The organism is Terribacillus halophilus (assembly GCF_900101385.1).
Taxonomy (GTDB): Bacteria; Bacillota; Bacilli; order Bacillales; family Amphibacillaceae; genus Terribacillus; species Terribacillus halophilus.
On sequence record NZ_FMZB01000003.1, the window covers coordinates 316,854 to 338,151 of the forward strand.

Genomic DNA, 21,298 nt, shown 5'->3' on the forward strand with positions numbered 1-21,298 from the left:
ATTGTTTATTTTAGCAAAAGAACAGCCAAAATGGATATAAGAAATATAACGCTTGAATTTGGAAACGTTTTCATATATATTGAAAACATAAGCACGAAGCAAAATTTTTTAATACGGAGAGGGGAATCTGTATGACATTTGCTAAAGTGGAAAAGTTGCCAGTTAACTACAAAACCGCTGAAGATTTCGAACGCTTTGCAGCACAGGGGAATGCAGAGCTTTCTATGCTGGATGAATTCCGGCTCAGTCTTATCGAAAGTGATGATGACACGTTGTTTTATGGAATTTACATGGATAATGAGCTTGCTGCCAGAATGGCGCTCACTTTTGTGAACGAACAGCGCGACAACACCTTTTATCCTCCCAAGGGATATGTGGAAATATCGAAACTCGAGGTGCTGCCAGCATACCAAGGCAATAAGCTCGGTTCTTCCCTTGTTGCGTTCGTCCAGTCTTTTGCCAAGCCAGTCCGTACGAAAGCAAGGGTCAACTCGGAAGCCTTCTGGACCAAACTGCATTTTAAGGACAGCCAAAAACAAGAGAACAACTTGTCCATCATGACTTGGCAGCCGACAAAATGAAAAAAAGCCCAACTGGGCTTTTTTAATTTGTCTCCGCTTCCTCGATTACCCATCGGCAAAGCTTCTCCATTTCAATGCATGCATCTTGATAGCGTTTAATTTGATCCTTGAGCTTGGCATTTTCTGCTTGAAGTGTGCGCAATTCTTCTTGCGGTGCCTTTTTCGGTACCTGGATATTTTGTTTCACTTTCTCAAGCAGATCGATGGCTGCTTCCAAGCTGATGGACTCCTTTTCATCCTTTGGCGGAGCAGCTTCTTTATCAGATACAGGGAGCTGCTGTTTACGCTGTTGTTTGGCAATCTCGATATCTGTTTGATAATACTGCCGAAGCGATGCATTCCAGCGGAACCCGCAAGCAGCCGCTGTCCGATTGAGCTTCACCGCGACATCACGAAAGGCATCCAGCTGCGTCTTGCCTTCCTGTATATAATCCAACACCGTATTTGCAAGCATTACATCCTCTTTATCCGACCATGCATCCTGTCTCGTACTTTTCAAAATGCTTCCCCCCTCTTCTATTCTGCTATCAATGTATGCGAGAGGGGAAAATACTAGACTAGAAAACGGACGATAGAATATAAAAAAACACCTGTCGGCAATATTGCCGACAGATGTCGTCTTACTTACGCTTCAACCACTGCTTTTCCATCGTAATGTCCGCAAGATCTGCAAACGTGGTGTGGTTTTGCAAGTTCTCCACAGTTAGAGCATTCTACCATTCCAGGTACATGCAATTTTTTGTGTGTACGGCGTTGGTTTTTAACTTTTTTAGAAGTTCTTCTTTTAGGTACTGCCACGGTCCTACACCTCCTTCAATCGTTACAATGCTTATTCGTCGTCCTTTTTCAAGAGAGCTTGCAGTTTCTCGAGCCTCGGGTCGATCTTGTCCTGCTGTGCTTCCTCACTGGCAAGCTGCCAGCCTTCTCCTTCTTTCGTAGCATTATCCAATGCCTGCGGATCGTCGGAGAAAACACGGAAAGGAACATCCAATAGGATATTTTCCTCTATATACGGTTTCAAGTCAAGCAGTTCTCCCTCAACAGGATGAATCTCTGACTCGTCATCCGCGCTTGCATATGGAGACAAAGTAAACAGTTCAGTCGCTTCAATATGGAATTCATACGGTACGTCCACCAGCGTACGCGCACATGGAAGAATCATCTTACCATCTATGGCGAACTTGACAGTTATATCGTTTCCATACGATGTCGCCTGACCGCTGACCTTCACCGGATCAATCCGACGAATATCATTTTTGCCCTGGATGTCTGACACATCCACTTGCTCTGTAAATTCGAAAGGTTCAAGACCTTTGGCTTTCAGCTTTTGAACCGGAATTTTCACGTTAATTCACCTCATGGCAACAAAAGTAATTGTAAAAAAAAACAGAAGCTTTGTCAATATATTTTCTTTACACCAAGGCAATAATTAGCCTATATTCATAGTAACAGAAACGAAAAGCGAAAGAAACCGCTTAGAAACGGAGAGGTAAGCAAGAAAGCCCGAAGTGGGTGCCCTACCCCATGCAGGGATTTATTGCTTACAGCGCAGTTTCTGGTTTCTGTAGCTGGACACCAACAAAAAGCGAAAGAAACCGCTTAGAAACGGAGAGGTAAGCAAGAAAGCCCGGAGTGGGTGCCCTACCCCATGCAGGGATTTATTGCTTACAGCGCAGTTTCTGGTTTCTGTAGCTGGACATCAACGAAAAGCGAAAGAAACCGCTTAGAAACGGAGAGGTAAGCAAGAAAGCCCGAAGTGGGTGCCCTACCCCATGCAGGGATTTATTGCTTACAGCGCAGTTTCTGGTTTCTGTAGCTGGACATCAACGAAAAGCGAAAGAAACCGCTTAGAAACGGGGCAGTAATCAATAAAAACCAAGAAACACTTCAAAAAAAGAAAGGAGTCTAATTATGAATGCATGCGGCCTCATCGTTGAATACAACCCCCTACATAACGGTCATGTTTATCATATACAACAGGCGCAAAAATTAACCGGCAGTGATTGCATGATTGCGGTAATGAGCGGGAATTTTACACAACGCGGTGAACCTGCCATTTTGGATAAGTTCAGCCGGACAAGGGCGGCCCTTTCTGCCGGAATCGATTTGGTCATTGAATTGCCTTTCCTTTACGCTGTGCAGCATGCCGACTTGTTTGCCAAAGGAGCTGTTTCCATTTTGCATGCACTTCAAGCCGAGCATCTGGTATTCGGTTCTGAGGATGGATCGATTGAAGCATTTCGTCAGGCATTGGCAGGACAGCAGGCAAATCAGACGGCATTTGAGTTGGTTCTGAAACAGCAGCTGGAGCATGGCCTATCTTATCCTGAAGCAAACCGAGCAGCATATGAGGCTGTCGGCATCGATTCCTCCCTTAATCTCGGCAGTCCGAATAATATATTGGGTTTCGCATATATGAAGGCAGCTGAAAAGTTAGGCACTCCATTGCAAGTACATACAATCCGCCGTATCGAAGCAGGCTATCATGAACAGGCGATTTCCGGTCCGATTGCAAGTGCCACATCAATCCGTACCGCTTGGCTTGACAACAAAAGACAAACTGTCAAACAAGCTGTACCAGGAAGCACTTATGAATTATTGGATGATGAGAATCTTCATAGCTGGGAAGCTTATTTCCCGCTCCTTCGCTACCTCATCCTCACTCGTCCTGCAGAAATGCTGCGCCAGATTCAGGGGATGGATGAAGGATTGGAATATCGATTCAAGAAATATATTAATCAGTCATTGAACTTCAAGCAATTTCTTTCGCTGATCAAAACAAAACGATATACTTGGACAAGACTGCAGCGAGTGTGCGTCCATCTGCTTACCAATACCCAAAAACAATTTGTCAGCGAAAATCTCAAAGAACCATCATGCCCTTATATCCGTGTCCTAGGCATGACTAAAAAGGGGCAGGCATTCCTAGCATCCAGAAAAAAACGGCTTGATGCGCCGCTGCACACACAATTAAAAGATGGTATGCATCCTGTGGCTGATTTGGAGCTGCAAGCAGCAGATGCGTATTATAGTATATTACCGCCCGAAGTTGCAACTCAATCACGCAGGCAGGAAATTGCCCCGCCCATCTTCTTATAACAAAAGGATGCATCGCTGTGATGCATCCTTTTCTTTATTTGGCAGGCATTTGTTCTAAGTAATTTTTCGCATCTTCAAATGTATCGACCGGTATGATTTTCATATCCGTCCCGATGTCTTCTGCAGTTTGTTTCGCTACTTCATAATTGGAATCCGCAGCACCCTGTTCATTTGGAGCAAAGAAGATATCACAGCCTTCTTTATCAGCTGCTACAACCTTTTTGTCGATTCCGCCGATGCGCCCGACATTTCCTTCATAATCTACTTCCCCTGTTCCGCAGATCTGATAGCCCTTCGTCAGATCTTCCGCTTCCAGTTGATCATAGATTTCCAAACTGAACATCAGTCCGGCACTAGGTCCGCCGATTTGACCGCTTGAGAAAGTCACTTTCGGATCTTCGCTGACATCCCGATCGGTAACGAGTGTTATACCAATGCCAGGGATTTGGGTATCAGGAAGTGCTTGGAGCTTCAATTTTTTCTCCAGCTGTTCATCGTCTCGCTCTATTTGCAAGGTAATGGTATCGCCTATTTTTTTTGAAGTGACATAGTCAGTCAAATCAGTCGCTTCTTTCACTTCCTGCTCATCCACAGCTGTGATAAGGTCGCCCTGTTTCAGCTGACCGTCCGCGGGCAAGTCTTTTACAACAGATACAACGTATACGCCTTTATAATCGATTTGCAAGTCCGCACCAGCCGCCTCATAGGCAACGACTGTGGATGCTTCCTGGGAACTTTCCATTTGCATCAGCTGTGCTTGTGTATATTCCTCTTCGGAAATACCCTCCGGTATAACATCTTCCAATTTTTCGATTTGGTGATACGGCAGTATTTTAGCCATTACATATTGGAATGGGGTCGCCTGGCCGCCCCGAACGGTGACAAGATGCATATCACCTTCACTCTTTTCGCTGCCATCCACGGATACGATCGGATCCAGAGCATCTGCTGCGCCCGGCTTGTATACATAATAAGGCATTCTGTAAACACCGGAGAAACAAAAGACGATGAGCAGCAGCAGAATGACGAACAGGATATAACGTTTGTTCTGTTTCATCTGATTAGTTCCCCTTCTGTGCCCGCTATCTTCACTTATTCAGAAGAAGAAGCATATTTCCCTATTGAGCACGCGTATAGTTAAGATAGCCTGTACAAATCGGCTGTATTTAAGTGTACTACTTCAAATTCAAGAAGTACAGTTGTCACAAATCGGAGGGATAGTTGTGCAAAAAATGAAGTCGGTTCTGCTGGCTGGGTCTGCATTATTGTTAGCGGTCAGTCTTATCCTTTATCCTGACCCATCATTGCAAGCCAGCATTCGTGGATTGAATATGTGGTGGGAAGTCGTCTTTCCATCCCTCCTGCCTTTTTTCATAACTGCAGAACTACTGATTGCTTTTGGCATGGTTCGTTTCATTGGTGTTTTTTGCGAACCGATCATGCGGCCATTATTCAATGTCCCTGGCGTCGGCAGTTTTGTGCTGGCAATGGGCATGGCAAGCGGGTATCCGTCGGGTGCGAAACTGACAAGCCGCCTGCGACAGGAAAAACAACTTACGAAAGTCGAAGCTGAGCGTCTTGTTTCATTTACAAATGCCAGCAATCCCCTTTTCATCGTCGGTGTCATTGCCGTGAGTTTTTTCGGAGATGCAGAGCTTGGCATCCTACTTGCCATCGCGCATTACGGTGGGAATATCCTAGTAGGGATTTGCATGCGTTTCTACGGCCGCTCAGAATCACGCTCTGTTTACGTCAGGGAAAAAGGGTTGGTTAACAGAGCGTTTCGGGAGCTGCATGAAACACGGATGGCTGATAAAAGGCCATTTGGCAAAATCTTTGGGGATGCCGTCGTCAATTCCATCCAAACCCTCTTGATGATCGGCGGATTCATAATTATGTTCTCTGTTTTCAATAAGCTTTTATTCATTTTAGGAATCACGGAATCACTGGCCAATGGCCTACGGATAGTGACGGCTGTCTTCGGGGTTCCGGCTGACTTGGTCGTTCCGATGTTTTCCGGCCTATTCGAAATCACGATGGGCGGACAGATGATCGCTCACGCAGCTGGATCAGACTTCTTTTTCCCAATTGTCGTTGTCAGCTTCATTCTTGCTTTTAACGGTTTTTCTGTGCAAGCGCAAGTGGCAAGCATCCTTGCGGAAACGGATATCAGATTCGCCCCCTATTTTTTTGCACGTTTGCTGCATGGTTTCATCGCTGCAGGATTGGCGGCTATCTTATTCGAACCGCTTTACGCCAAACATCAAGAAACAAGTCTATTCACCTTCTTACAGGAAAAAACAGCTCCTGATACATCTACGGAGCTGCTTGGTGCACTAGCATCATTCGGACCTGTTTTCACCATCATCATGCTCGCTGTCGCAACACTGATCCTGATGAAACGGCGGATGATGGGTTAATATTTTTGCTTGATGGCTTCCTGTACAGGAGGCGGCACTAGCTTACTGATATCCGCCCCAAAGCTTGCCGCTTCCTTGACAATGCTTGAACTCAGGAAACTATAAGCAGAATCAGCCGTGATGAAGAGCGTCTCCAAGCCGGGTTCCAAGTGACGATTGATTCCGCTGATCTGCATCTCATTTTCAAAATCGCTCACAGCACGCAATCCGCGGATCAGAACTTTGGCATCATGTTTCCTGGCAAAATCGACGGTCAAACCCTCGGCCTTGGCAACAGATACATTCGGTAAATGTTTAACGGACTGTCTCAAAAGCTCAATTCGCTCCTCTTCATCAAAGAGCGGCTTCTTTTTGCTGTTGACTGCCACGGCAACAATCACTTTATCAAATATCACTGCCGCCCGCTGAATAATATCGACATGTCCATTTGTTACTGGATCAAAGGATCCCGGATACATTGCTATCGTCATTGTCCATCCTCCTGCACAAGTTGATAAATCGTGATGGCGGTAGTATTCCCATATACGTCACGTTTCACCGCTTTAAGGCCTGCAATGAACTCGGGCAGCTCCTTTTTGGCATCGTGTTCACAAACAATGCGTCCTTGTGCTTTTAGTATGTCAGCTGCGCTGATTTGCTCGAGCAACCCTTCATAGGACATCTTCTCATACGGTGGATCCAGAAAAATGAGATCAAACTGCTTTTCCCGTTTCGCGACTGCCTTCAGTGCGCGCAGTGCATCATTCCGATAAACTTCGGCATCATCTGTCAACCGCAAGGTGGTCAAATTATGTTTGATCGTCTCGACAGCTTTGCCTTGCTTGTCCACAAAGATACAGTGCGTCATTCCCCTGCTCAAAGCCTCGATACCCAGCCCCCCGCTTCCGGCAAATAAATCAAGGCACTCTCCTCCGTCAAAAAAAGGTCCCAACACGGAGAAAAGGCTTTCCTTTATTTTATCCGTAGTCGGTCTGGTAAGCTGGTTCGGTACAGCCTTCAACGCCCTTCCTTTATGCTCTCCTGCAATTACTCGCATTTCATTACACTCCTTCAAAAAACGATGTATATTCCTTACAGAACCGGTCCATACTGTACTATTGAAGCGGCTATCACGCTAATAGCTGCTTCATGAACACGGAGAAGACTTACGTTTCCCCATAAGCTCTTCCTCCGGTTTCTCCTCTCCCTTTGCCTGTTGTTTTCACTGGAAACAAAAGGCGCCTGCAGGGCTTTTTTCCTGCAGGCTTTTTTTATATCCCGATCTTATAATCGTATTCTTTCGCTTTATCCTGTTTTGCATTCTCGAAATCGGTACGAACGAAGGGACGGTAGCTCAAAGCTGTCCTGGAAACGAACGGCAGTCTTTGCAATGCTGCTTCCTTCTCTTCGGCTTCCTCCATATTCACATAAATCATTGCATACTTCTGCTTCTTGGATACGAAAACCAGATGTCCGTGTCGCTTCAGCTGCTTGATATTTTTCATATGCTGGAACCATACGACGATTCCCTGCCGTTTTGTCAACATAAATGATGTTCCTCGCTTTACAGCTTTTTTCTTAGTGTAGCAAAGCCTAGCCCCTTGGAGCAACACAAAAAAACCGGCAAGCAAAAAGCTTACCGGAATTTTGTCAGGATGCGCACCCGCAGGCGCCGCCGCTTCCGCAGCCGCAGCCGGAGTCCTTCCAAGCTGCACCTGCCCGAGGTGCCTTAACATTCACGCTCACGGTTGCAGCGAGCTTGGCGCTGATATCATCAAGCAGTTTTTGCAGATTCCGCTCTGCTATCTTAAAAGCCGCAACGTTGGCATCCATATCCATCTCACGCTTCTTGCTGCGGATTTCTTTCATGATGAAGCTGTAATCAGGGTGGTATCTTCCGAATCGCTGCACTTCTTCATATTGTTCCTTTATGGCTGTGAATGCGTCGATTTTAGCTTTCGTCTCACTATCCTGGTAGAGCTTGGCTTGCGCGGAGCTATATGCCGCCATAATGGCCGAATCGCGTATCATCAGACCCAATTGCTCAGATTTCTCCAGGAGTTCAACAAATTCCATAGTTGCAAACATAGAACCACCTCCCCTATTATCATACCAAATAATAGGGAAATGAAAAGTGTTTAATCCCGCATCGCTCGCGCCATCTGTATCAGCATATTCACCATGCTCAGCTGCTCCCCGAACTGTCCGATACGCTGCGGAACCGTTTTGCCGTAAAAATAATTCGCCTGTTTCTCCAAATCAGCAAATGCATTCGGATCACGCGCGAGTGTCCGGTACCATATCGGATGAAGCCTGACAAAACGGAGCAATTCTTCCCGATGCTGCAGCCTTTGATAAATTTCCTGCCGCATCATAAAACCTCCCTCTAGTCCCTATGGAAAAATGTAGGTGCTTTCTTCTTCGTTGGCAGCTGCTGTTTGACCCCTTGATATTGCCCTATCAATTGCTTGATATTCTCAAGCGCTCCATTCAATTGGTGGATATGTCCCTGCAGTTTCTGTAAATCAAATTGACTGGCCATGCCGACTACCTTATTGAACATCTCTTTTCCCATTTCCTGTGACTCTGATTCAGCCTGCTCCATTTGTTCCTTTTCTTTATATGTCTGCCAGCTTGGATCCTCCTCGCCTAACAATACCCACTTTTCATAGTAAGGCTGCCATCCTGTCTGCTTTTGCCTGACTTCTTGAATCAGTTTTGGATGCTGTTGGACGAATTGTCTGAATGCCTGGATCGAAGGGTGTAAATTCGTATCTGACATTACCATTCATCTCCTAACCACAATATAACCCTCTCTGACCACTATATGAAAACCTAGGGTTAATGACACAAATAACCGGGATTCCTTCACGGAAACCCGGTTATTGTAAGAGGAAGTTTTGTGTATAGTAATATCGATACACGCCCACTCCAAGTTCTTCATATGTTGCATCAAGCATCGTTTTGCGGTGACCTTCACTGTTCAGCCAGCCAATCATCGCTGCAGGGGCATCTGTATAGCCAGCGGCAATATTTTCCCCTGCACTTCGGAAGCTGACTTGACCATCTGTCAGCCGGTCGCCGAGTTCCTCACCACTTGGCGTCACATGAGAGAAATACTGCTGTTTTTGCATATCTTCACTATGACCGAGAGCAACGGAGGCAACTTGGTCATTCCATTCCAATGACGGAACATCGAAATGTGAACGCAAGACATTGGTTATGTCGATGATTTGCTGTTCCATTCCTTTTTGCACGTGCTGCCAGTCATCTTCGGAAAGCTGCGGCTGCTCAGGGAGCTGACCTGTATAAGTCACATCGTATGGTCGTTCCATAATCAATTGCGCATCAGTCAGTACCCGGACCGCCGTCAGTTCATCATCAAATGTATCAAAATAAAATTGGGCGAACAGTCCATCCCCAATTTGGGCAAGCGGCTGAATCTGTTGATCCTTCTCTTTCAGTTTGAATGTATACCGGTTGTTTTCAAAGCGAAAAGATACCTCTCCCTCCAGTGGGTAATCCTGTTCGACTTCTCCACGACTTTCGCCAATTTCCGCTTTGGCAAGCGATGCTTCCCCGACAGCAAAGGCAGTGATGATACGATCATCCTTCACACCATACTGGGCGTAGGCATCACCTTTATCATATATATACCAATCATATCCGTAAGAAGATTTGTCAATCCGGTCAGGTTCACCCTGATCCTTTTCCAATGTTTCAGGTTCTTGGTTGACCCACCGTTCTATGTCACCATTCGGTTTCTGAGCAGCCTCTGCTTTTTGCGTCTTCTCTGTCTCTTTTTGTTTTGCATCCTGGGCAGGACCAAGATAATCATCTTTGTTCCAAAAGAACAGTACCCCTGCTCCCGCTATGAGAAGCAATAACACGATCCGCAAACCTTTCATGTATCCTGCCCCCTTTCCATATGTTGTTCTTATTATAATACAAAACCCAATTCAGAGATAGCCGACTTCTTCGACAAGCTTCACATACCATCCGCAGGGAGCAATTGTCCATGCGTTCTGAATTGGACTAAACCATCAATCTGGCCAAGCTTTTGAAAGCCGCACCTTGTCAGGACTTGCTGCTTTTGTGCTTCATCCGGTTTGCAATAGGCATGGATTGTTTCAATGCCTTGTTTCAGGAGCCAATCGCAAATGCTCACAATTGCTTCATCTTCATATCTTTTTCCGGCCATCCCTTTGCGGATGTGAAAATACAGCCCCGCTTGGAGAGCATCATTTTCAGGTTGCTTGACAATAACGTGACCGACCATTTCCTTTTTGTATTTTGTATGTAAGACCCATGGCCCGTATCCAAAACCAGCCTGTCCGGTTTCGATATCCTCTAAATAAAAGGGCAGCTCTGCCTTCAAGGCATTGGTCGGCCAATCAGTCACATACGATATGTCCTGCTCATAAAAGAAGGTGACCGGGTAACGAACGAGCTGTTTCCCCATTTCCAGTGTCACGGCTTTCAAGTTTAAACGCGGCGTTTCCATATCCATCTTTTCCTCTCCCCGATGCACATTTATCGTTCTTATTCCCGCTATTTCCTCCTCCGTAAACACAAAAAGACACCTCCTTATGAAGGAAGTGTCCCATCTTGTAATCAGAATATCGCAGGTGTTGTAAACACAACAAGCGCGATAAAGAAGATCATCAAATAATTCAGGCTGTAAACGAACATCCATGTAGCCCATTTCAAGTCATCTTTCATGAAGAATCCAGCGATGCCGATCGCAAGCCATCCAACATTCAATACGCTGGCAATAACGACGAATACTGTTCCGAGCGTTGTTAAATAAAATGGCAGCGGGAGCAAACATGCTGTATAAACGACAATCTGACGTTTGGTTATTCCAAAACCATATACAGATGGCAGCATCGGGATATTCGCTGCTTTGTAATCTTCCGCTTTTTTCATGGCCAATGCCAAGAAATGCGGTGTCTGCCAGATAAACATGATGGCGAAGACGATCCAAGCTTCTGTGCTCAAACCTCCATCGATGGCAGCATAACCAATCAGCGGGGGAACCGCACCTGAAAAACTCCCGATCGCTGTATTGATTGTGTAGCGACGCTTGGACCACATTGTATAAAGTACTACATAAGCAAACCAGCCAAACATTCCGATTGCTGCTGCTTGCCATGTTGTCAGGAAAAGGAACCCGACACCAAGTACCGTGAAGCTGATCCCCATCGTCAGTACGACAGAAAGAGGAATGGATCCTGTTACAGTCGGACGTTTCTTCGTCCTTTGCATGATATGGTCAATATCACGATCATAATAGTTATTGATGACACAACCGCCTGCAATTACCAGTCCGCTACCGATCATCATGTAAATAAAAGTCGGGATATGGTCGACGAATTGCTCATTTGTCATATAAAGTGCGAGCCAAAAACCACCAAAAGCGGTCAATAGATTCGAATTTATAATACCTGTTTTTATAAGTGCCTTAAAGTCTGTCCAAAGACTAGTAGTAGAATCTGCCTGTTCGGCACCGTTCAACACTTGAGAAGAAGTTGATTCGATCTTATCCACACCAGCACATCCTTTCTGCTTGGTTACACATAATTCTTGTATTTTATCACACTTTCAATATTGTAACACGTCTACCTTCATTAAACGAAATCGTTTTTGACAATTTGCTGAACTAACGCTTACTCTGTTTAGCCCAATTCTAAAGAAAGGGCTGCTACAGGTCATAAAATTGACAAGAAATACTTCTGTTCTTAAAGGTTTTTCGTGTTACGATAGGCATGATGTTTTATCATTGCTTCAAGTTTGTAAACAAGAGGTGTATATACGTGAAATTATTGAAATTCTTATCTGTGACTGGTACCGTGGGTATGCTGTTCGTTTTGTTGGGCGGCGCCCTTGTTACCAAAACGGGATCCGAGGATGGCTGCGGAAAGAGCTGGCCTTTATGTGAAGGAGCTTTGACCAATGTAACACCGGAGCTTGTCATCGAGTCTGCCCATCGTTTCGTATCATCCGCAATGGGAATCGTCATTATCTTGCTTGCAATCTTCGCATGGCGCAAAATCGGTCATATCCGCGAAGTGAAATTCCTGTCGATAGTGGCAGTATTCTTTTTGATTCTCCAAGCACTCATTGGTGCTGCAGCGGTTGTTTGGCAGCAATCCGATACAGTACTGGCACTTCATTTCGGCATTTCGCTTATATCTTTCGCTTCTGTACTCCTGCTCACACTACTGGTTTTTGAAGTGGACAAGAAGTTTGATGCCCGTGCACTTGTAATCCGGAAAGGGATGCGGATTCAATTTTATCTGCATACCATTTATATTTATCTCGTCGTCTATACGGGAGCACTTGTACGCCATATGAATGCAAGTCTTGTCTGCGGAGACTTCCCGCTTTGTTCCAACTCCGATCCAGGTTTGTTTGGATTAAGTGCGGCACAGCTGGTGCAGATGCTGCACCGAGGCGCAGCTATGCTGGCGCTTGTCTGGTCCTTCATCATCATGATCCAAGTGATCCGCCATTACAAAGGACATGCAGTGATGTCCAGGGGCTGGATCATCAGTTTCTGTCTTTTGGCTGCACAAGCAATCGTCGGTGTGCTTGTCATTTTCACCGGCATGAATCTAATGGTAGCCTTACTGCATTCCTTGATCATCAGCGTCTACTTCGGAATCATGACTTACTACATCATGCTGTCCTTCCGAAGCGCGAAATATGAAAAAGAACATTAAAAAATCCACTGCCGCTATGGCAGTGGATTTTCCTTTATTCAAATTCCACAAGCAGATCCCCAACTTGGATAGGTTCCGCATCTTTTACATAGACACCTTTGATCGTTCCATCGAATGGCGCCTGCACTGTCGTTTCCATCTTCATCGCCTCTGTGACAAGCAGCTGCTGCCCTTTTTGTACTTGCTCACCAGGAGCTACCAGCGCCCTGATGACTGTACCAGGCATTGTTGCACCGATATGCTTCTTGTTCTGTTTATCCGCTTTTGGCGTTGTTTTGACTGTCGCCTGTACCTGTTCATCACGCACAAGCACTTCACGAGGCTGTCCGTTGAACTCAAAGTAGATTGTCCTCATCGCATCCGGACCCGCCTCGCCTATTGCAACCAGCTTGACGATCAAGGTTTTTCCTGGCTCGATTTCCACTTCGATTTCTTCATCCAGCTTCATGCCATAGAAGAATGTCGGAGTTGTCAGAACAGACAGGTCGCCATAAGCTTCCTTGAATGCGGTGTATGTTTCAAACACTTTCGGATAAAGGGAATATGCCACGATATCTTGCTCGGTAGCTTCATCCTCCATCTTTTCCTGAAGTTCACTGCGCAGCTGATCAAACTCTACCGGCGGAAGCAATTCACCGGGGCGAGCTGTAATCACTTCCCGATCCTTGACGATCACCTTTTGCAGCTCTTTCGGGAAACCGCCATATGGCTGACCAAGATAGCCTTGGGCGAATTCGATTACAGAGTCCGGGAAATCAAGGGAAGCTCCTCTTTCGATGACACTCTTTTCATCCAAGTCGTTTTGCACCATGAATAATGCCATATCTCCTACAACCTTGGAAGATGGAGTTACTTTGATGACGTCGCCGAATAAGTCGTTCACCCTTCTGTACATGACTTTCACTTCATCCCAGCGGTCACCTAAACCGACCGCATTAGCCTGCTGCAGCAAATTGCTGTATTGACCGCCTGGCATTTCATGCAAATAGACTTCTGCATGAGGGGCTTTCATCCCGCTTTCAAAGTCGCTATAACGATTGCGCACATCTTCCCAATAAGATCCGAGTTCATCATAATTTTCGACATCGATTGATGGTCTGCGTTCCATCCCCTGCATCGCGTGATAAAATGTGCTGGCACTTGGCTGGGAAGTGAGTCCGGCCATGGAACCCGCTGCGACATCGACCACATCGACACCAGCTTCAACAGCCTTCACGTACGTTAGGACGCCATTCCCGCTCGTGTCATGCGTATGCAAATGGATTGGAATGGATACGGTATCCTTCAAAGCGCTGACCAGGTCATACGCAGCCTGTGGTTTGAGCAGGCCTGCCATATCTTTGATGCCGATGATGTGGGCACCAGCTGTTTCCAGCTCTTTTGCCATCTTCGTATAATATGCGAGATCATATTTCGTCCGGGATGGATCCAGGATGTCGCCACTGTAGCAAAGCGCAGCTTCTGCAACTTTATTTTGTTTGCGTACGGCTTCGATTGCCGGCTTCATATTTTCAATCCAGTTCAAGCTGTCAAAGATACGATATACGTCAATACCAGCTTCTGCGCTTTCTTTGACAAACTTCTCCACGACGTTGTCTGGATAATTCTTATACCCTACTGCATTGCTTGCTCGAAGGAGCATCTGGAACAATACATTTGGCATTTTATCCCGAAGTTTAGCCAGCCGCTCCCACGGATCTTCCTTCAGGAATCGATAGGCAACATCGAAGGTTGCCCCTCCCCACATCTCGACAGAAAATAGGTTGGGCAATAGTTTGGCAGTCGGTTCAGCAATCGTCAAAAGATCTTTCGTACGTACACGTGTTGCAAGAAGTGATTGGTGTGCATCGCGGAAAGTCGTATCCGTCAGCAAGACCTCTTCTTGTTCTTTCAGCCAGTTTGCAAGCCCTTCAGGACCATGGGCGTCCAGAATCTGCTTCGTACCATGTTGATATTCGACACCTTTTGCAAGCTTCGGAATTCTTGGTATCGGAAAATCAGGCTTCTCGACTTTACCGCTGCCATCAAATCCATTGACAGTTGTATAACCGATATACTGAAGCATTTTTGTCCCTCTATCCTGACGTTTCGGAAAGACGAACAGTTCCGGTGTTTCATCAATGAAGCCAGTCGTATAGTCAGCTGCCAGGAATTTTTCATGCAGAATGACGTTTTCAAGGAATGGTATGTTGGTTTTGATGCCTCGAATCCTGAATTCGCGAAGGTTCCTTTCCATCTTGTAAGCAGCTTGTTTATAATCCGCTGCCCATGTAGATACTTTTACCAACAAAGAATCATAATAGGAGCTGATGACGGAACCTTGGAAGGCATTTCCACCGTCCAAACGGACACCGAATCCGCCGCTGGAACGATAAGCCATGATTTTACCAGTATCCGGCATAAAGTTATTAAGCGGATCCTCCGAGGTTACGCGAGCCTGGATTGCATAGCCATTCGTTTTGATTTCAGACTGGGAAGGAATGTTAAGGCGATCATCCGACAGACTGTACCCTTGTGCCAGTAATAGCTGCGTCTGAACGATATCCACTCCGGTAACCAGTTCAGTGATTGTATGCTCCACTTGGACACGTGGATTGACTTCGATGAAGTAAAATTGGTTATCTGCCACAAGGAATTCAACTGTTCCAGCATTCAAATAGGAAACATTTTTCATCAATTTCACTGCCGCATCACAAATAGCAGTACGAAGCGTTTCAGGAAGACCGACACTTGGTGCCACTTCGATCACTTTTTGATGTCTTCTCTGTATCGAACAGTCACGTTCGAACAAATGAATGACATTTCCGGCTCTGTCCCCTAGGATTTGTACCTCGATATGTTTCGGATTTTCGATTAACTTTTCTACATATACTTCATCACTGCCGAATGCAGCTTTCGCTTCGGATTTTGCTCGCTCGTATGCTTCAGCCAGCTCCTCGGCAGATCGGACAACGCGCATACCGCGGCCGCCGCCTCCTAAGGACGCTTTGATGATGATTGGGTAGCCGTTGGTTTCAGTGAATGCCTCCGCTTCATCCAGACCTTGGATCGGCCCGTCACTACCAGGTATGACCGGTATCTCTGCAAGCAGCGCCTGCTGTCTTGCCTTCACTTTATCCCCGAACATGTCAAGTTGTTCACTGCGCGGACCAATGAAGATGATTCCTTCCTCCTCACACCGTCTGGCAAAATGGATGTTTTCGGATAGGAATCCATAACCCGGATGAATAGCATCCGCACCGGAAGTTTTTGCAATTTCTAGAATATTCTCGATATCAAGATAGGCATCAATCGGCTTTTTGCCTTCACCTACCAAGTATGCTTCATCCGCTTTGAAGCGGTGACTGGAGGATTTGTCCTCTTTTGAATAAATTGCGACCGTCTGTATCCCAAGCTCGACACAAGCCCGGAATACACGAATCGCAATTTCCCCTCTGTTTGCTACCAATACTTTATTGATTCCCCTTAGTTCGTCCATCGTTCTCCTCCTCTAGTCTTTCCCCTGGTTTGTGTAGTTGTACTAGTAGTGCGGATCCTCTGTCGATTGGAGGGACGTCTTCCCCGCTTGTCCTGCGTGAAGGTACTCTCCGACACAATCAGTTCCTGTGAACGTACATACCTGGCAATATTATTCAAAATCCCCATGGAGGCGAATAGAATCATCAAGGATGTACCGCCGTAACTGACAAATGGCAGTGTCACACCTGTAATTGGCAATAGACCGGTGATTGCACCCAGGTTGATGAAAGTCTGGATCCCCACCATCGACGAAATGCCTATTGCCAATAAAGAACCGAAGCTGTCACGGCATTGCTTGGCTATATAGAAGCCGCGCAAAACGATGATCGCCAGCATAGTTAAAACAGCAGCAACACCGATGAATCCAAGCTCTTCGGCGATGACGGCCATTATGAAATCCGTGTGCGGCTCCGGTAGATAACCGAGCTTTTGAACCCCTTGTCCCAACCCATCTCCTAAAATGCCACCATTTCCGATTGCCAGATAGGATTGGACCAATTGGAATCCATCATCCTGGACGTGCTCCTCATCGAATGGCTTATAAGCTCCTGTAAAGCGGGATATACGTTCTTCATTGACCATATGTGGCAAAACTGCCAGGATCAATATAACGCCCGCCAAAATCAAGATGGCCATATGCTTGAATCGTATTCCTGCACTAAGGATGATCGAGCAAGAAATCAGGAACACAATCGAAGCAGAACCTACGTCAGGCTGAATGACGATCAAACCAAGTATGATTCCCAACACGATCAAAGGCGGCAGCACACCCTTTGAGAAGCTGTGCAGATATTTCTGCTTCTTGGCATAAACCGCAGATAGATAAATGATCATACCCACTTTTGCCAATTCTGCCGGCTGCAGGCTGAAGAATCCAAGACTGAACCAGGACCTGGAGCCATTGACCTTGTCAGTGAACAATACCGCTATAAGCATCAGGATAATGACTACCATGATAGGCTTAATCCATTTTTGGAACTTCTGATATGGCACAAAACAGAAAAAGGCAAAGACAGGTATCGCCAAACCTATCCAGATCAAGGTTCTGACAAAGAATGCAGTGGCCGACTGATCGAATTTGACAACCGCTACCGTATAGCTTGCACTATAAATCATCACTGCCCCGAAAGCCGTCAGCAGCAATGGAGTGAATAGTAAAGTAAAATCGAAATTACGCAATCTTTTTTTCATCTTAAAGCTCCCATAGTATGTATTTTACGAACGTCTTAAACCGCCAGATTCATAGAATAATAAAAAAACCCCGCCAATAAAAAATGGGCAATGGGGTTTCATCTTTCATATGGGATGCCCGTACAAACAATTGCAGACGGCTGTGTCCTGTTACGGACGCATAGACCGCTGTGCCGCTTCATGCAGCACATTCAACTGTCTTTCCAAGTTTTCAAGAAGCTCTTTTCCATCTTCTTCTTTCACAAGGTTCAATCGAATTGCAAAATCTATTTCACGTGACAAACCAAACATTTGTGTATCGAGTACTTCTTCATATAGCGGACACTGCGGCATCGTCAAATTGTCCATCTGTACTTTGATTAGTTTAAGTATTTTATCAGCATCCGCCAAAAGAAGGGCATATGCTTTCTCTTGATTACTAACGGTGATCTCAGATATCAATATTATCCCTCCGTTAAACAGACTTCTTCTTTACAATTCTAGCGGTAGTCCTGCTAAATTGCAAGACACGTCCACCTATTAATTTTGTCGAATCGTTGTCACTTGTCACATTCTTTATGTTAAGCTATATCTATAGATACTCTGGAAAAGGAAGTGTCATCATATGGTAATCACCCTGACAGGGAAAGTGGACTTCCCACTCACACTCGATCCATCCGTCTGGATTTTCGACGATCGCAAAATCCTTTTTGAAAACGCTTTTAAAGAAATCGAGCCAGTTCCCGCCGTAGAAGAAAAGCATTGGGACCGTTCTGTTTATCAGCAAAAAATGAAGCCCCCTATCAATAAGAGCCTTACGAGGGAAGAGAGAAAGCTGGCCCTGGAGAACAGCTATGTTATGCCTATTGCTGATTTTCTCTCCACAGCAGGCATACAAGACGATGCCACGCATGCAATGTTTGTGACAGAAAATGGGGAGGAAACCGTTCCCTTGGACGAGCTTAAAGCCAGTTTGTTCCTATTTGCCATTGACGGACGCAGCATCAAAGAATCCGGTCCTGCCCACTGCTACCTGCCAAGCAGGAAAGAAGATCCCATCAAAGCTATCCGCCAGATAAAAATCTGCTAAGTTATTGGTATAGGATTTTTTCCGAGCGGATATGACTGATAGAGACTTTCAGCAGCATACGCACATTGCCTGATCGTATGGTAAACTGAAAAGGTATTATACTCTCCTGAGGTGATAGCATGCGTGTGAAATGTGTACTCTGCGATGAAGTCGAAGAAATATATGATGGAAGTCCGCATGCAAAGAAATTGCGGAACCGGCGTAATACGATGCATTTATGCAGCGATTGCTCGGATCGTATCTCATTGCGGACGAAGGAACGGAAAGCGACTGGTAATTTCAATTTGTACCGGGAAAAGAAGACAGATGAACCTTTAATATGATAAATGGGGTGACACGATGTCAAAAGGATTGGCTTTACTAACTTCCATATTGGTGATTGCCTGTTTCGTAGCAGCCGGTGTGACGATCAGCTACCAGAATTACGGCTGGATGACAGCAGCCATCATTGCCGGGTTCTTCATCATGGGTGCCGGTATCTTCGCAAAACGAAAAGGACAATAAAAAAGACGGGACAACCCGTCTTTTTTATTTTAGTTCAATATATTCTTCAATCAATTCCTTGTGGATGCTGCTGTTGGCTGCCACTATCGTTGTCCGATTCAAGAAATCGACCGGCTCACCTGTTGCATCTGTCAGCTTGCCTCCCACTTCGTGCAATAGCACAAAGCCGCCAGCATAATCCCAAGGCTGCAGGCTGAAGGTCAAATAAGCATCCGTTATCCCTTCGGCAAGAAAAGCAAGCTCCAATGCCGCCGAACCATAGGCGCGTGTTCCCATTGCACGATAAATAAGCTTCTGCAGTTTTTCTTCATTTACACGTCGATTAGGACAGAGCCAGAAATGGTTCAGCTCGATGATGGACTGATCAATCGTCTTTTCCGGAAGCATCGGCAGCTTAACATCATCCTTGTATGCCCCTTCTCCGCGCTTGGCATGATAAAGCGTATCTTCCATTACATTGTAGATTACTCCGATTTCCGCAATTCCGTCGTGTACGATCCCTATCGATATGGCAAAATTGGTTTTCTGATGGACGAAATTCATCGTACCGTCTATCGGATCGATTATCCAAACCGTCCCTTTCGTCTCGGATACAGCCTCCCCGATGCCTTCCTCCCCCAACACTTTGTGTGAAGGGTAGTTTTCTCGGATTTTTTCCAAAAAGAAGGATTCCACTGCCTTATCCATCTTTGTTACAAGATCTTTCGGGCTCGACTTTGTCATGATCTCCAATGGTTCATCCATCTTCTCCTTGATAAGCCGCCCTGCTTCCAGTACCCACTGCTGTGCTTGCTTATGCAATGTATGCTTCATTGATTGCTCCATCATGCAATCCCCCATTCTTTCCACTAGCTTATCACAATTATGCTCATGATTCGAACCCGTTCAATTGTTCGCTGAGCACTTGAAGCTTCTCTTTTGTTAGCTTGACTGCATTTTCATCATCTTCCTGCATGGCATCGTACAGGGTCATAAGGTAATAATCTATTTCAAGACGTATAGCAGGAACCTTTTCTTCCGCTTCTCTTTTCCTTAAAGCTTCCATCACATCGCGCATCTTCGCTTCCTCCTATCTTATTTTTCCAAACAGTGAAGTTGTTTCTTTTTACCACTGCAGAGCGGATTGTAAACCTTTCCTCGCTTGCAATTTGCCTATTGGACAGGTATGATGAAGGAAGATTGAGTGACAATAATGACCGCATTATTCACGAAACAAGATTTCAATGTTTTTTCAATAGATGGATTGGAAGAAAGAATGGAAGAGCTCCGCAGCCGCTTGTCTCCTAAACTAGAGATGCTCGCTTCCGAGCTTGCGCCTTATGCAGAGCAAGTGACAGATCATGATATGTATGTCCACGTAGCAAAGCACGCGCGCCGCACAAAGAATCCACCGAACGACACATGGTCCGCCCTTGCTTCAAGCAAACGCGGATATAAGAAGCTGCCTCATTTCCAGATTGGACTGTGGGGAACGCATGTATTCGTCCAATTTGCGCTTATTTACGAAAGTCCTTTAAAGGAAACCGTCGGACACAAAATGACAGAAGCGAAAGAGCAGATATTGGATTCTATCCCGTCCCATTATGTCTGGTCAATGGACCATATGAAGCCGGATGCATCCCCTATCTCCGACGATCTGTTCGACAAGATCGCAGACCGACTGCAGCATATCAAAAAAGCGGAACTTGTCTGCGGCGTCCATTTGCAGCCTGATGACCCAGCGCTAGCTTCGAAGGAAACATTCCTTAACGTATGTCAGGACGTCCTGAAACATACAGCCATTTTGTATGAGCAGGCCGCTTTTGAACCTGCATGATACATGAAATCCCCTTCCTGCAATAGGAGGGGATTTTTTTACATGGTGATTTTTTCACCCGATGCAGCTGCTCTTGCTTTTTTGACTGCTCTATAGCTGGAATAACCGGAATCTTTTTCAAATTTTGCGTCCAGCTGCTTTTCTTCCGATTTGGAAGGTACAATCTGCTTGAAACGTTCATATGCCAGCAGCAGGTCTTCACGCAATATGCCTTCCTCATACGTACGCTCCACCAAAGAGAAGAAATTCACTACATCAATGATTTCTTCTTTCGTCCAAGTTTCATCTATCGGATAGCTGTAATTCATCCTATCCCTCCTTTTCCCTGGATAATAGTGTAACACGAAAATAACTTTTCATGCGATGCTAGTAATCAGGATACAGTTTTGCTATAA

General features: G+C 45.6%; 27 protein-coding genes. 8 read left to right on the forward strand and 19 right to left on the reverse strand.

The genetic code is table 11. The features are described from left to right. The first annotated feature begins 131 nt into the window (after positions 1-131). On the forward strand, positions 132-581 hold the full coding sequence (locus BLQ53_RS07655; RefSeq protein WP_093726704.1) for a GNAT family N-acetyltransferase: 450 nt from the start codon (positions 132-134) through the stop codon (positions 579-581). Positions 582-603: 22 nt separating this feature from the next. Here BLQ53_RS07655 and BLQ53_RS07660 read toward each other — a convergent pair whose 3' ends face one another. The 3 genes from BLQ53_RS07660 to BLQ53_RS07670 form a co-directional block, all read right to left on the reverse strand. Beyond that, positions 604-1,080, reverse strand: coding sequence for an RsfA family transcriptional regulator (locus BLQ53_RS07660; protein WP_093726705.1), 477 nt, complete (start codon positions 1,078-1,080; stop codon positions 604-606). A 125-nt stretch (positions 1,081-1,205) separates the two neighbouring features. After that, positions 1,206-1,379, reverse strand: coding sequence for a 50S ribosomal protein L32 (gene rpmF / locus BLQ53_RS07665; protein ID WP_077309792.1), 174 nt, complete (start codon positions 1,377-1,379; stop codon positions 1,206-1,208). Between the two features lie 31 nt (positions 1,380-1,410). Then, complete coding sequence (locus BLQ53_RS07670; RefSeq protein ID WP_093726706.1) at positions 1,411-1,926, reverse strand: YceD family protein; 516 nt, start codon at positions 1,924-1,926, stop codon at positions 1,411-1,413. A gap of 566 nt (positions 1,927-2,492) precedes the next feature. On the opposite strand from BLQ53_RS07670, the gene BLQ53_RS07675 reads away from it, so the two are divergent. Continuing rightward, on the forward strand, positions 2,493-3,680 hold the full coding sequence (locus BLQ53_RS07675; protein WP_093726707.1) for a nucleotidyltransferase: 1,188 nt from the start codon (positions 2,493-2,495) through the stop codon (positions 3,678-3,680). Between the two features lie 34 nt (positions 3,681-3,714). Here the strand turns inward: BLQ53_RS07675 and BLQ53_RS07680 are convergent, their stop codons facing one another. Beyond that, positions 3,715-4,737 carry a SepM family pheromone-processing serine protease gene (locus BLQ53_RS07680; RefSeq protein ID WP_093726708.1) on the reverse strand — a complete coding sequence of 341 codons (1,023 nt, stop codon included), beginning with the start codon at positions 4,735-4,737 and terminating at the stop codon, positions 3,715-3,717. Between the two features lie 175 nt (positions 4,738-4,912). Between BLQ53_RS07680 and ylbJ the strand changes: the two genes are divergently transcribed. Then, a complete protein-coding gene (gene ylbJ / locus BLQ53_RS07685) occupies positions 4,913-6,100 on the forward strand; it encodes a sporulation integral membrane protein YlbJ (protein ID WP_170829618.1) in 1,188 nt (395 codons plus the stop codon). On the opposite strand, the gene coaD is transcribed toward ylbJ, so the two are convergent. The 9 genes from coaD to cyoE all read right to left on the reverse strand — a co-directional run bounded on the left by coaD (position 6,097) and on the right by cyoE (position 11,629). Continuing rightward, positions 6,097-6,570, reverse strand: coding sequence for a pantetheine-phosphate adenylyltransferase (gene coaD, locus BLQ53_RS07690; protein WP_093726709.1), 474 nt, complete (start codon positions 6,568-6,570; stop codon positions 6,097-6,099). The two genes, ylbJ and coaD, sit on opposite strands and share 4 nt — an antisense overlap. Then, the gene (gene rsmD, locus BLQ53_RS07695; protein WP_280137062.1) at positions 6,567-7,154 is read right to left on the reverse strand and encodes a 16S rRNA (guanine(966)-N(2))-methyltransferase RsmD; all 588 of its coding nucleotides are present in this window, start codon (positions 7,152-7,154) and stop codon (positions 6,567-6,569) included. Before rsmD ends, coaD begins: the two co-directional genes overlap by 4 nt. A 196-nt stretch (positions 7,155-7,350) precedes the next feature. Then, entirely contained in the window at positions 7,351-7,626 is a 276-nt protein-coding gene (locus BLQ53_RS07700; protein WP_093726711.1) for a YlbG family protein, read from the reverse strand. A gap of 103 nt (positions 7,627-7,729) precedes the next feature. Then, positions 7,730-8,167 (reverse strand): YlbF/YmcA family competence regulator, encoded by a 438-nt coding sequence (locus BLQ53_RS07705; protein ID WP_093726712.1) that lies wholly within the window; start codon positions 8,165-8,167, stop codon positions 7,730-7,732. Between the two features lie 50 nt (positions 8,168-8,217). Continuing rightward, positions 8,218-8,451 carry a YlbE-like family protein gene (locus BLQ53_RS07710; RefSeq protein WP_093726713.1) on the reverse strand — a complete coding sequence of 78 codons (234 nt, stop codon included), beginning with the start codon at positions 8,449-8,451 and terminating at the stop codon, positions 8,218-8,220. A gap of 14 nt (positions 8,452-8,465) precedes the next feature. After that, a complete protein-coding gene (gene ylbD / locus BLQ53_RS07715; RefSeq protein ID WP_170829609.1) occupies positions 8,466-8,861 on the reverse strand; it encodes a YlbD family protein in 396 nt (131 codons plus the stop codon). Between the two features lie 100 nt (positions 8,862-8,961). After that, positions 8,962-9,987, reverse strand: a complete 1,026-nt coding sequence (locus BLQ53_RS07720) for a CAP domain-containing protein (RefSeq protein ID WP_093726715.1) — start codon at positions 9,985-9,987, stop codon at positions 8,962-8,964. An 80-nt stretch (positions 9,988-10,067) separates the two neighbouring features. Then, entirely contained in the window at positions 10,068-10,652 is a 585-nt protein-coding gene (locus tag BLQ53_RS07725) for a GNAT family N-acetyltransferase (RefSeq protein ID WP_170829610.1), read from the reverse strand. Positions 10,653-10,693: 41 nt separating this feature from the next. After that, positions 10,694-11,629, reverse strand: a complete 936-nt coding sequence (gene cyoE / locus BLQ53_RS07730) for a heme o synthase (RefSeq protein ID WP_093726717.1) — start codon at positions 11,627-11,629, stop codon at positions 10,694-10,696. 266 nt (positions 11,630-11,895) lie between these two features. Between cyoE and BLQ53_RS07735 the strand changes: the two genes are divergently transcribed. Further along, positions 11,896-12,804, forward strand: coding sequence for a COX15/CtaA family protein (locus BLQ53_RS07735; protein WP_280137063.1), 909 nt, complete (start codon positions 11,896-11,898; stop codon positions 12,802-12,804). Positions 12,805-12,838: 34 nt separating this feature from the next. Here BLQ53_RS07735 and pyc read toward each other — a convergent pair whose 3' ends face one another. From pyc to BLQ53_RS07750, 3 genes are all read right to left on the reverse strand, one after another. Further along, positions 12,839-16,282 (reverse strand): pyruvate carboxylase, encoded by a 3,444-nt coding sequence (gene pyc / locus BLQ53_RS07740; RefSeq protein ID WP_093726719.1) that lies wholly within the window; start codon positions 16,280-16,282, stop codon positions 12,839-12,841. After that, positions 16,270-17,514 (reverse strand): putative lipid II flippase FtsW, encoded by a 1,245-nt coding sequence (ftsW, locus tag BLQ53_RS07745; protein WP_093726720.1) that lies wholly within the window; start codon positions 17,512-17,514, stop codon positions 16,270-16,272. Before ftsW ends, pyc begins: the two co-directional genes overlap by 13 nt. A 150-nt stretch (positions 17,515-17,664) precedes the next feature. Beyond that, positions 17,665-17,955, reverse strand: a complete 291-nt coding sequence (locus BLQ53_RS07750) for an Fpa/YlaN family protein (protein ID WP_038559874.1) — start codon at positions 17,953-17,955, stop codon at positions 17,665-17,667. 163 nt (positions 17,956-18,118) lie between these two features. Here BLQ53_RS07750 and BLQ53_RS07755 point away from each other — a divergent pair, with 163 nt between their 5' ends. The 3 genes from BLQ53_RS07755 (at position 18,119) to BLQ53_RS18900 (ending at position 19,087) form a co-directional block, all read left to right on the forward strand. After that, a complete protein-coding gene (locus tag BLQ53_RS07755) occupies positions 18,119-18,583 on the forward strand; it encodes a molybdopterin-binding protein (RefSeq protein WP_093726721.1) in 465 nt (154 codons plus the stop codon). Between the two features lie 119 nt (positions 18,584-18,702). Continuing rightward, a complete protein-coding gene (locus BLQ53_RS07760) occupies positions 18,703-18,906 on the forward strand; it encodes a YlaI family protein (protein WP_093726722.1) in 204 nt (67 codons plus the stop codon). Positions 18,907-18,922: 16 nt separating this feature from the next. Then, positions 18,923-19,087 (forward strand): DUF5325 family protein, encoded by a 165-nt coding sequence (locus BLQ53_RS18900; protein ID WP_170829611.1) that lies wholly within the window; start codon positions 18,923-18,925, stop codon positions 19,085-19,087. Between the two features lie 24 nt (positions 19,088-19,111). On the opposite strand, the gene BLQ53_RS07765 is transcribed toward BLQ53_RS18900, so the two are convergent. Then, complete coding sequence (locus tag BLQ53_RS07765) at positions 19,112-19,912, reverse strand: inositol monophosphatase family protein (RefSeq protein ID WP_093726723.1); 801 nt, start codon at positions 19,910-19,912, stop codon at positions 19,112-19,114. A 43-nt stretch (positions 19,913-19,955) separates the two neighbouring features. Beyond that, complete coding sequence (locus BLQ53_RS07770) at positions 19,956-20,144, reverse strand: hypothetical protein (protein ID WP_093726724.1); 189 nt, start codon at positions 20,142-20,144, stop codon at positions 19,956-19,958. A 135-nt stretch (positions 20,145-20,279) separates the two neighbouring features. On the opposite strand from BLQ53_RS07770, the gene BLQ53_RS07775 reads away from it, so the two are divergent. Further along, positions 20,280-20,903, forward strand: coding sequence for a YktB family protein (locus tag BLQ53_RS07775; RefSeq protein ID WP_093726725.1), 624 nt, complete (start codon positions 20,280-20,282; stop codon positions 20,901-20,903). A gap of 38 nt (positions 20,904-20,941) precedes the next feature. On the opposite strand, the gene BLQ53_RS07780 is transcribed toward BLQ53_RS07775, so the two are convergent. Continuing rightward, the gene (locus BLQ53_RS07780) at positions 20,942-21,211 is read right to left on the reverse strand and encodes a UPF0223 family protein (protein WP_093726726.1); all 270 of its coding nucleotides are present in this window, start codon (positions 21,209-21,211) and stop codon (positions 20,942-20,944) included. Between the last annotated feature and the right edge of the window lie 87 nt (positions 21,212-21,298).

Coding starts and splice junctions, on each gene's coding strand:
- BLQ53_RS18900 (WP_170829611.1), top strand. CDS start 18,923: ATGTCAAAAGGATTGGCTTTACTAACTTCCATATTGGTGATTGCCTGT.
- BLQ53_RS07775 (WP_093726725.1), top strand. CDS start 20,280: ATGACCGCATTATTCACGAAACAAGATTTCAATGTTTTTTCAATAGAT.
- BLQ53_RS07705 (WP_093726712.1), bottom strand. CDS start 8,167: ATGTTTGCAACTATGGAATTTGTTGAACTCCTGGAGAAATCTGAGCAA.
- coaD (WP_093726709.1), bottom strand. CDS start 6,570: ATGACGATAGCAATGTATCCGGGATCCTTTGATCCAGTAACAAATGGA.
- BLQ53_RS07675 (WP_093726707.1), top strand. CDS start 2,493: ATGAATGCATGCGGCCTCATCGTTGAATACAACCCCCTACATAACGGT.
- BLQ53_RS07765 (WP_093726723.1), bottom strand. CDS start 19,912: ATGGAGCAATCAATGAAGCATACATTGCATAAGCAAGCACAGCAGTGG.
- ftsW (WP_093726720.1), bottom strand. CDS start 17,514: ATGAAAAAAAGATTGCGTAATTTCGATTTTACTTTACTATTCACTCCA.
- ylbD (WP_170829609.1), bottom strand. CDS start 8,861: ATGTCAGATACGAATTTACACCCTTCGATCCAGGCATTCAGACAATTC.
- pyc (WP_093726719.1), bottom strand. CDS start 16,282: ATGGACGAACTAAGGGGAATCAATAAAGTATTGGTAGCAAACAGAGGG.
- BLQ53_RS07710 (WP_093726713.1), bottom strand. CDS start 8,451: ATGCGGCAGGAAATTTATCAAAGGCTGCAGCATCGGGAAGAATTGCTC.
- BLQ53_RS07700 (WP_093726711.1), bottom strand. CDS start 7,626: ATGTTGACAAAACGGCAGGGAATCGTCGTATGGTTCCAGCATATGAAA.
- BLQ53_RS07770 (WP_093726724.1), bottom strand. CDS start 20,144: ATGCGCGATGTGATGGAAGCTTTAAGGAAAAGAGAAGCGGAAGAAAAG.
- ylbJ (WP_170829618.1), top strand. CDS start 4,913: ATGAAGTCGGTTCTGCTGGCTGGGTCTGCATTATTGTTAGCGGTCAGT.
- BLQ53_RS07760 (WP_093726722.1), top strand. CDS start 18,703: ATGCGTGTGAAATGTGTACTCTGCGATGAAGTCGAAGAAATATATGAT.
- BLQ53_RS07755 (WP_093726721.1), top strand. CDS start 18,119: ATGGTAATCACCCTGACAGGGAAAGTGGACTTCCCACTCACACTCGAT.
- BLQ53_RS07655 (WP_093726704.1), top strand. CDS start 132: ATGACATTTGCTAAAGTGGAAAAGTTGCCAGTTAACTACAAAACCGCT.
- BLQ53_RS07780 (WP_093726726.1), bottom strand. CDS start 21,211: ATGAATTACAGCTATCCGATAGATGAAACTTGGACGAAAGAAGAAATC.
- BLQ53_RS07680 (WP_093726708.1), bottom strand. CDS start 4,737: ATGAAACAGAACAAACGTTATATCCTGTTCGTCATTCTGCTGCTGCTC.
- BLQ53_RS07720 (WP_093726715.1), bottom strand. CDS start 9,987: ATGAAAGGTTTGCGGATCGTGTTATTGCTTCTCATAGCGGGAGCAGGG.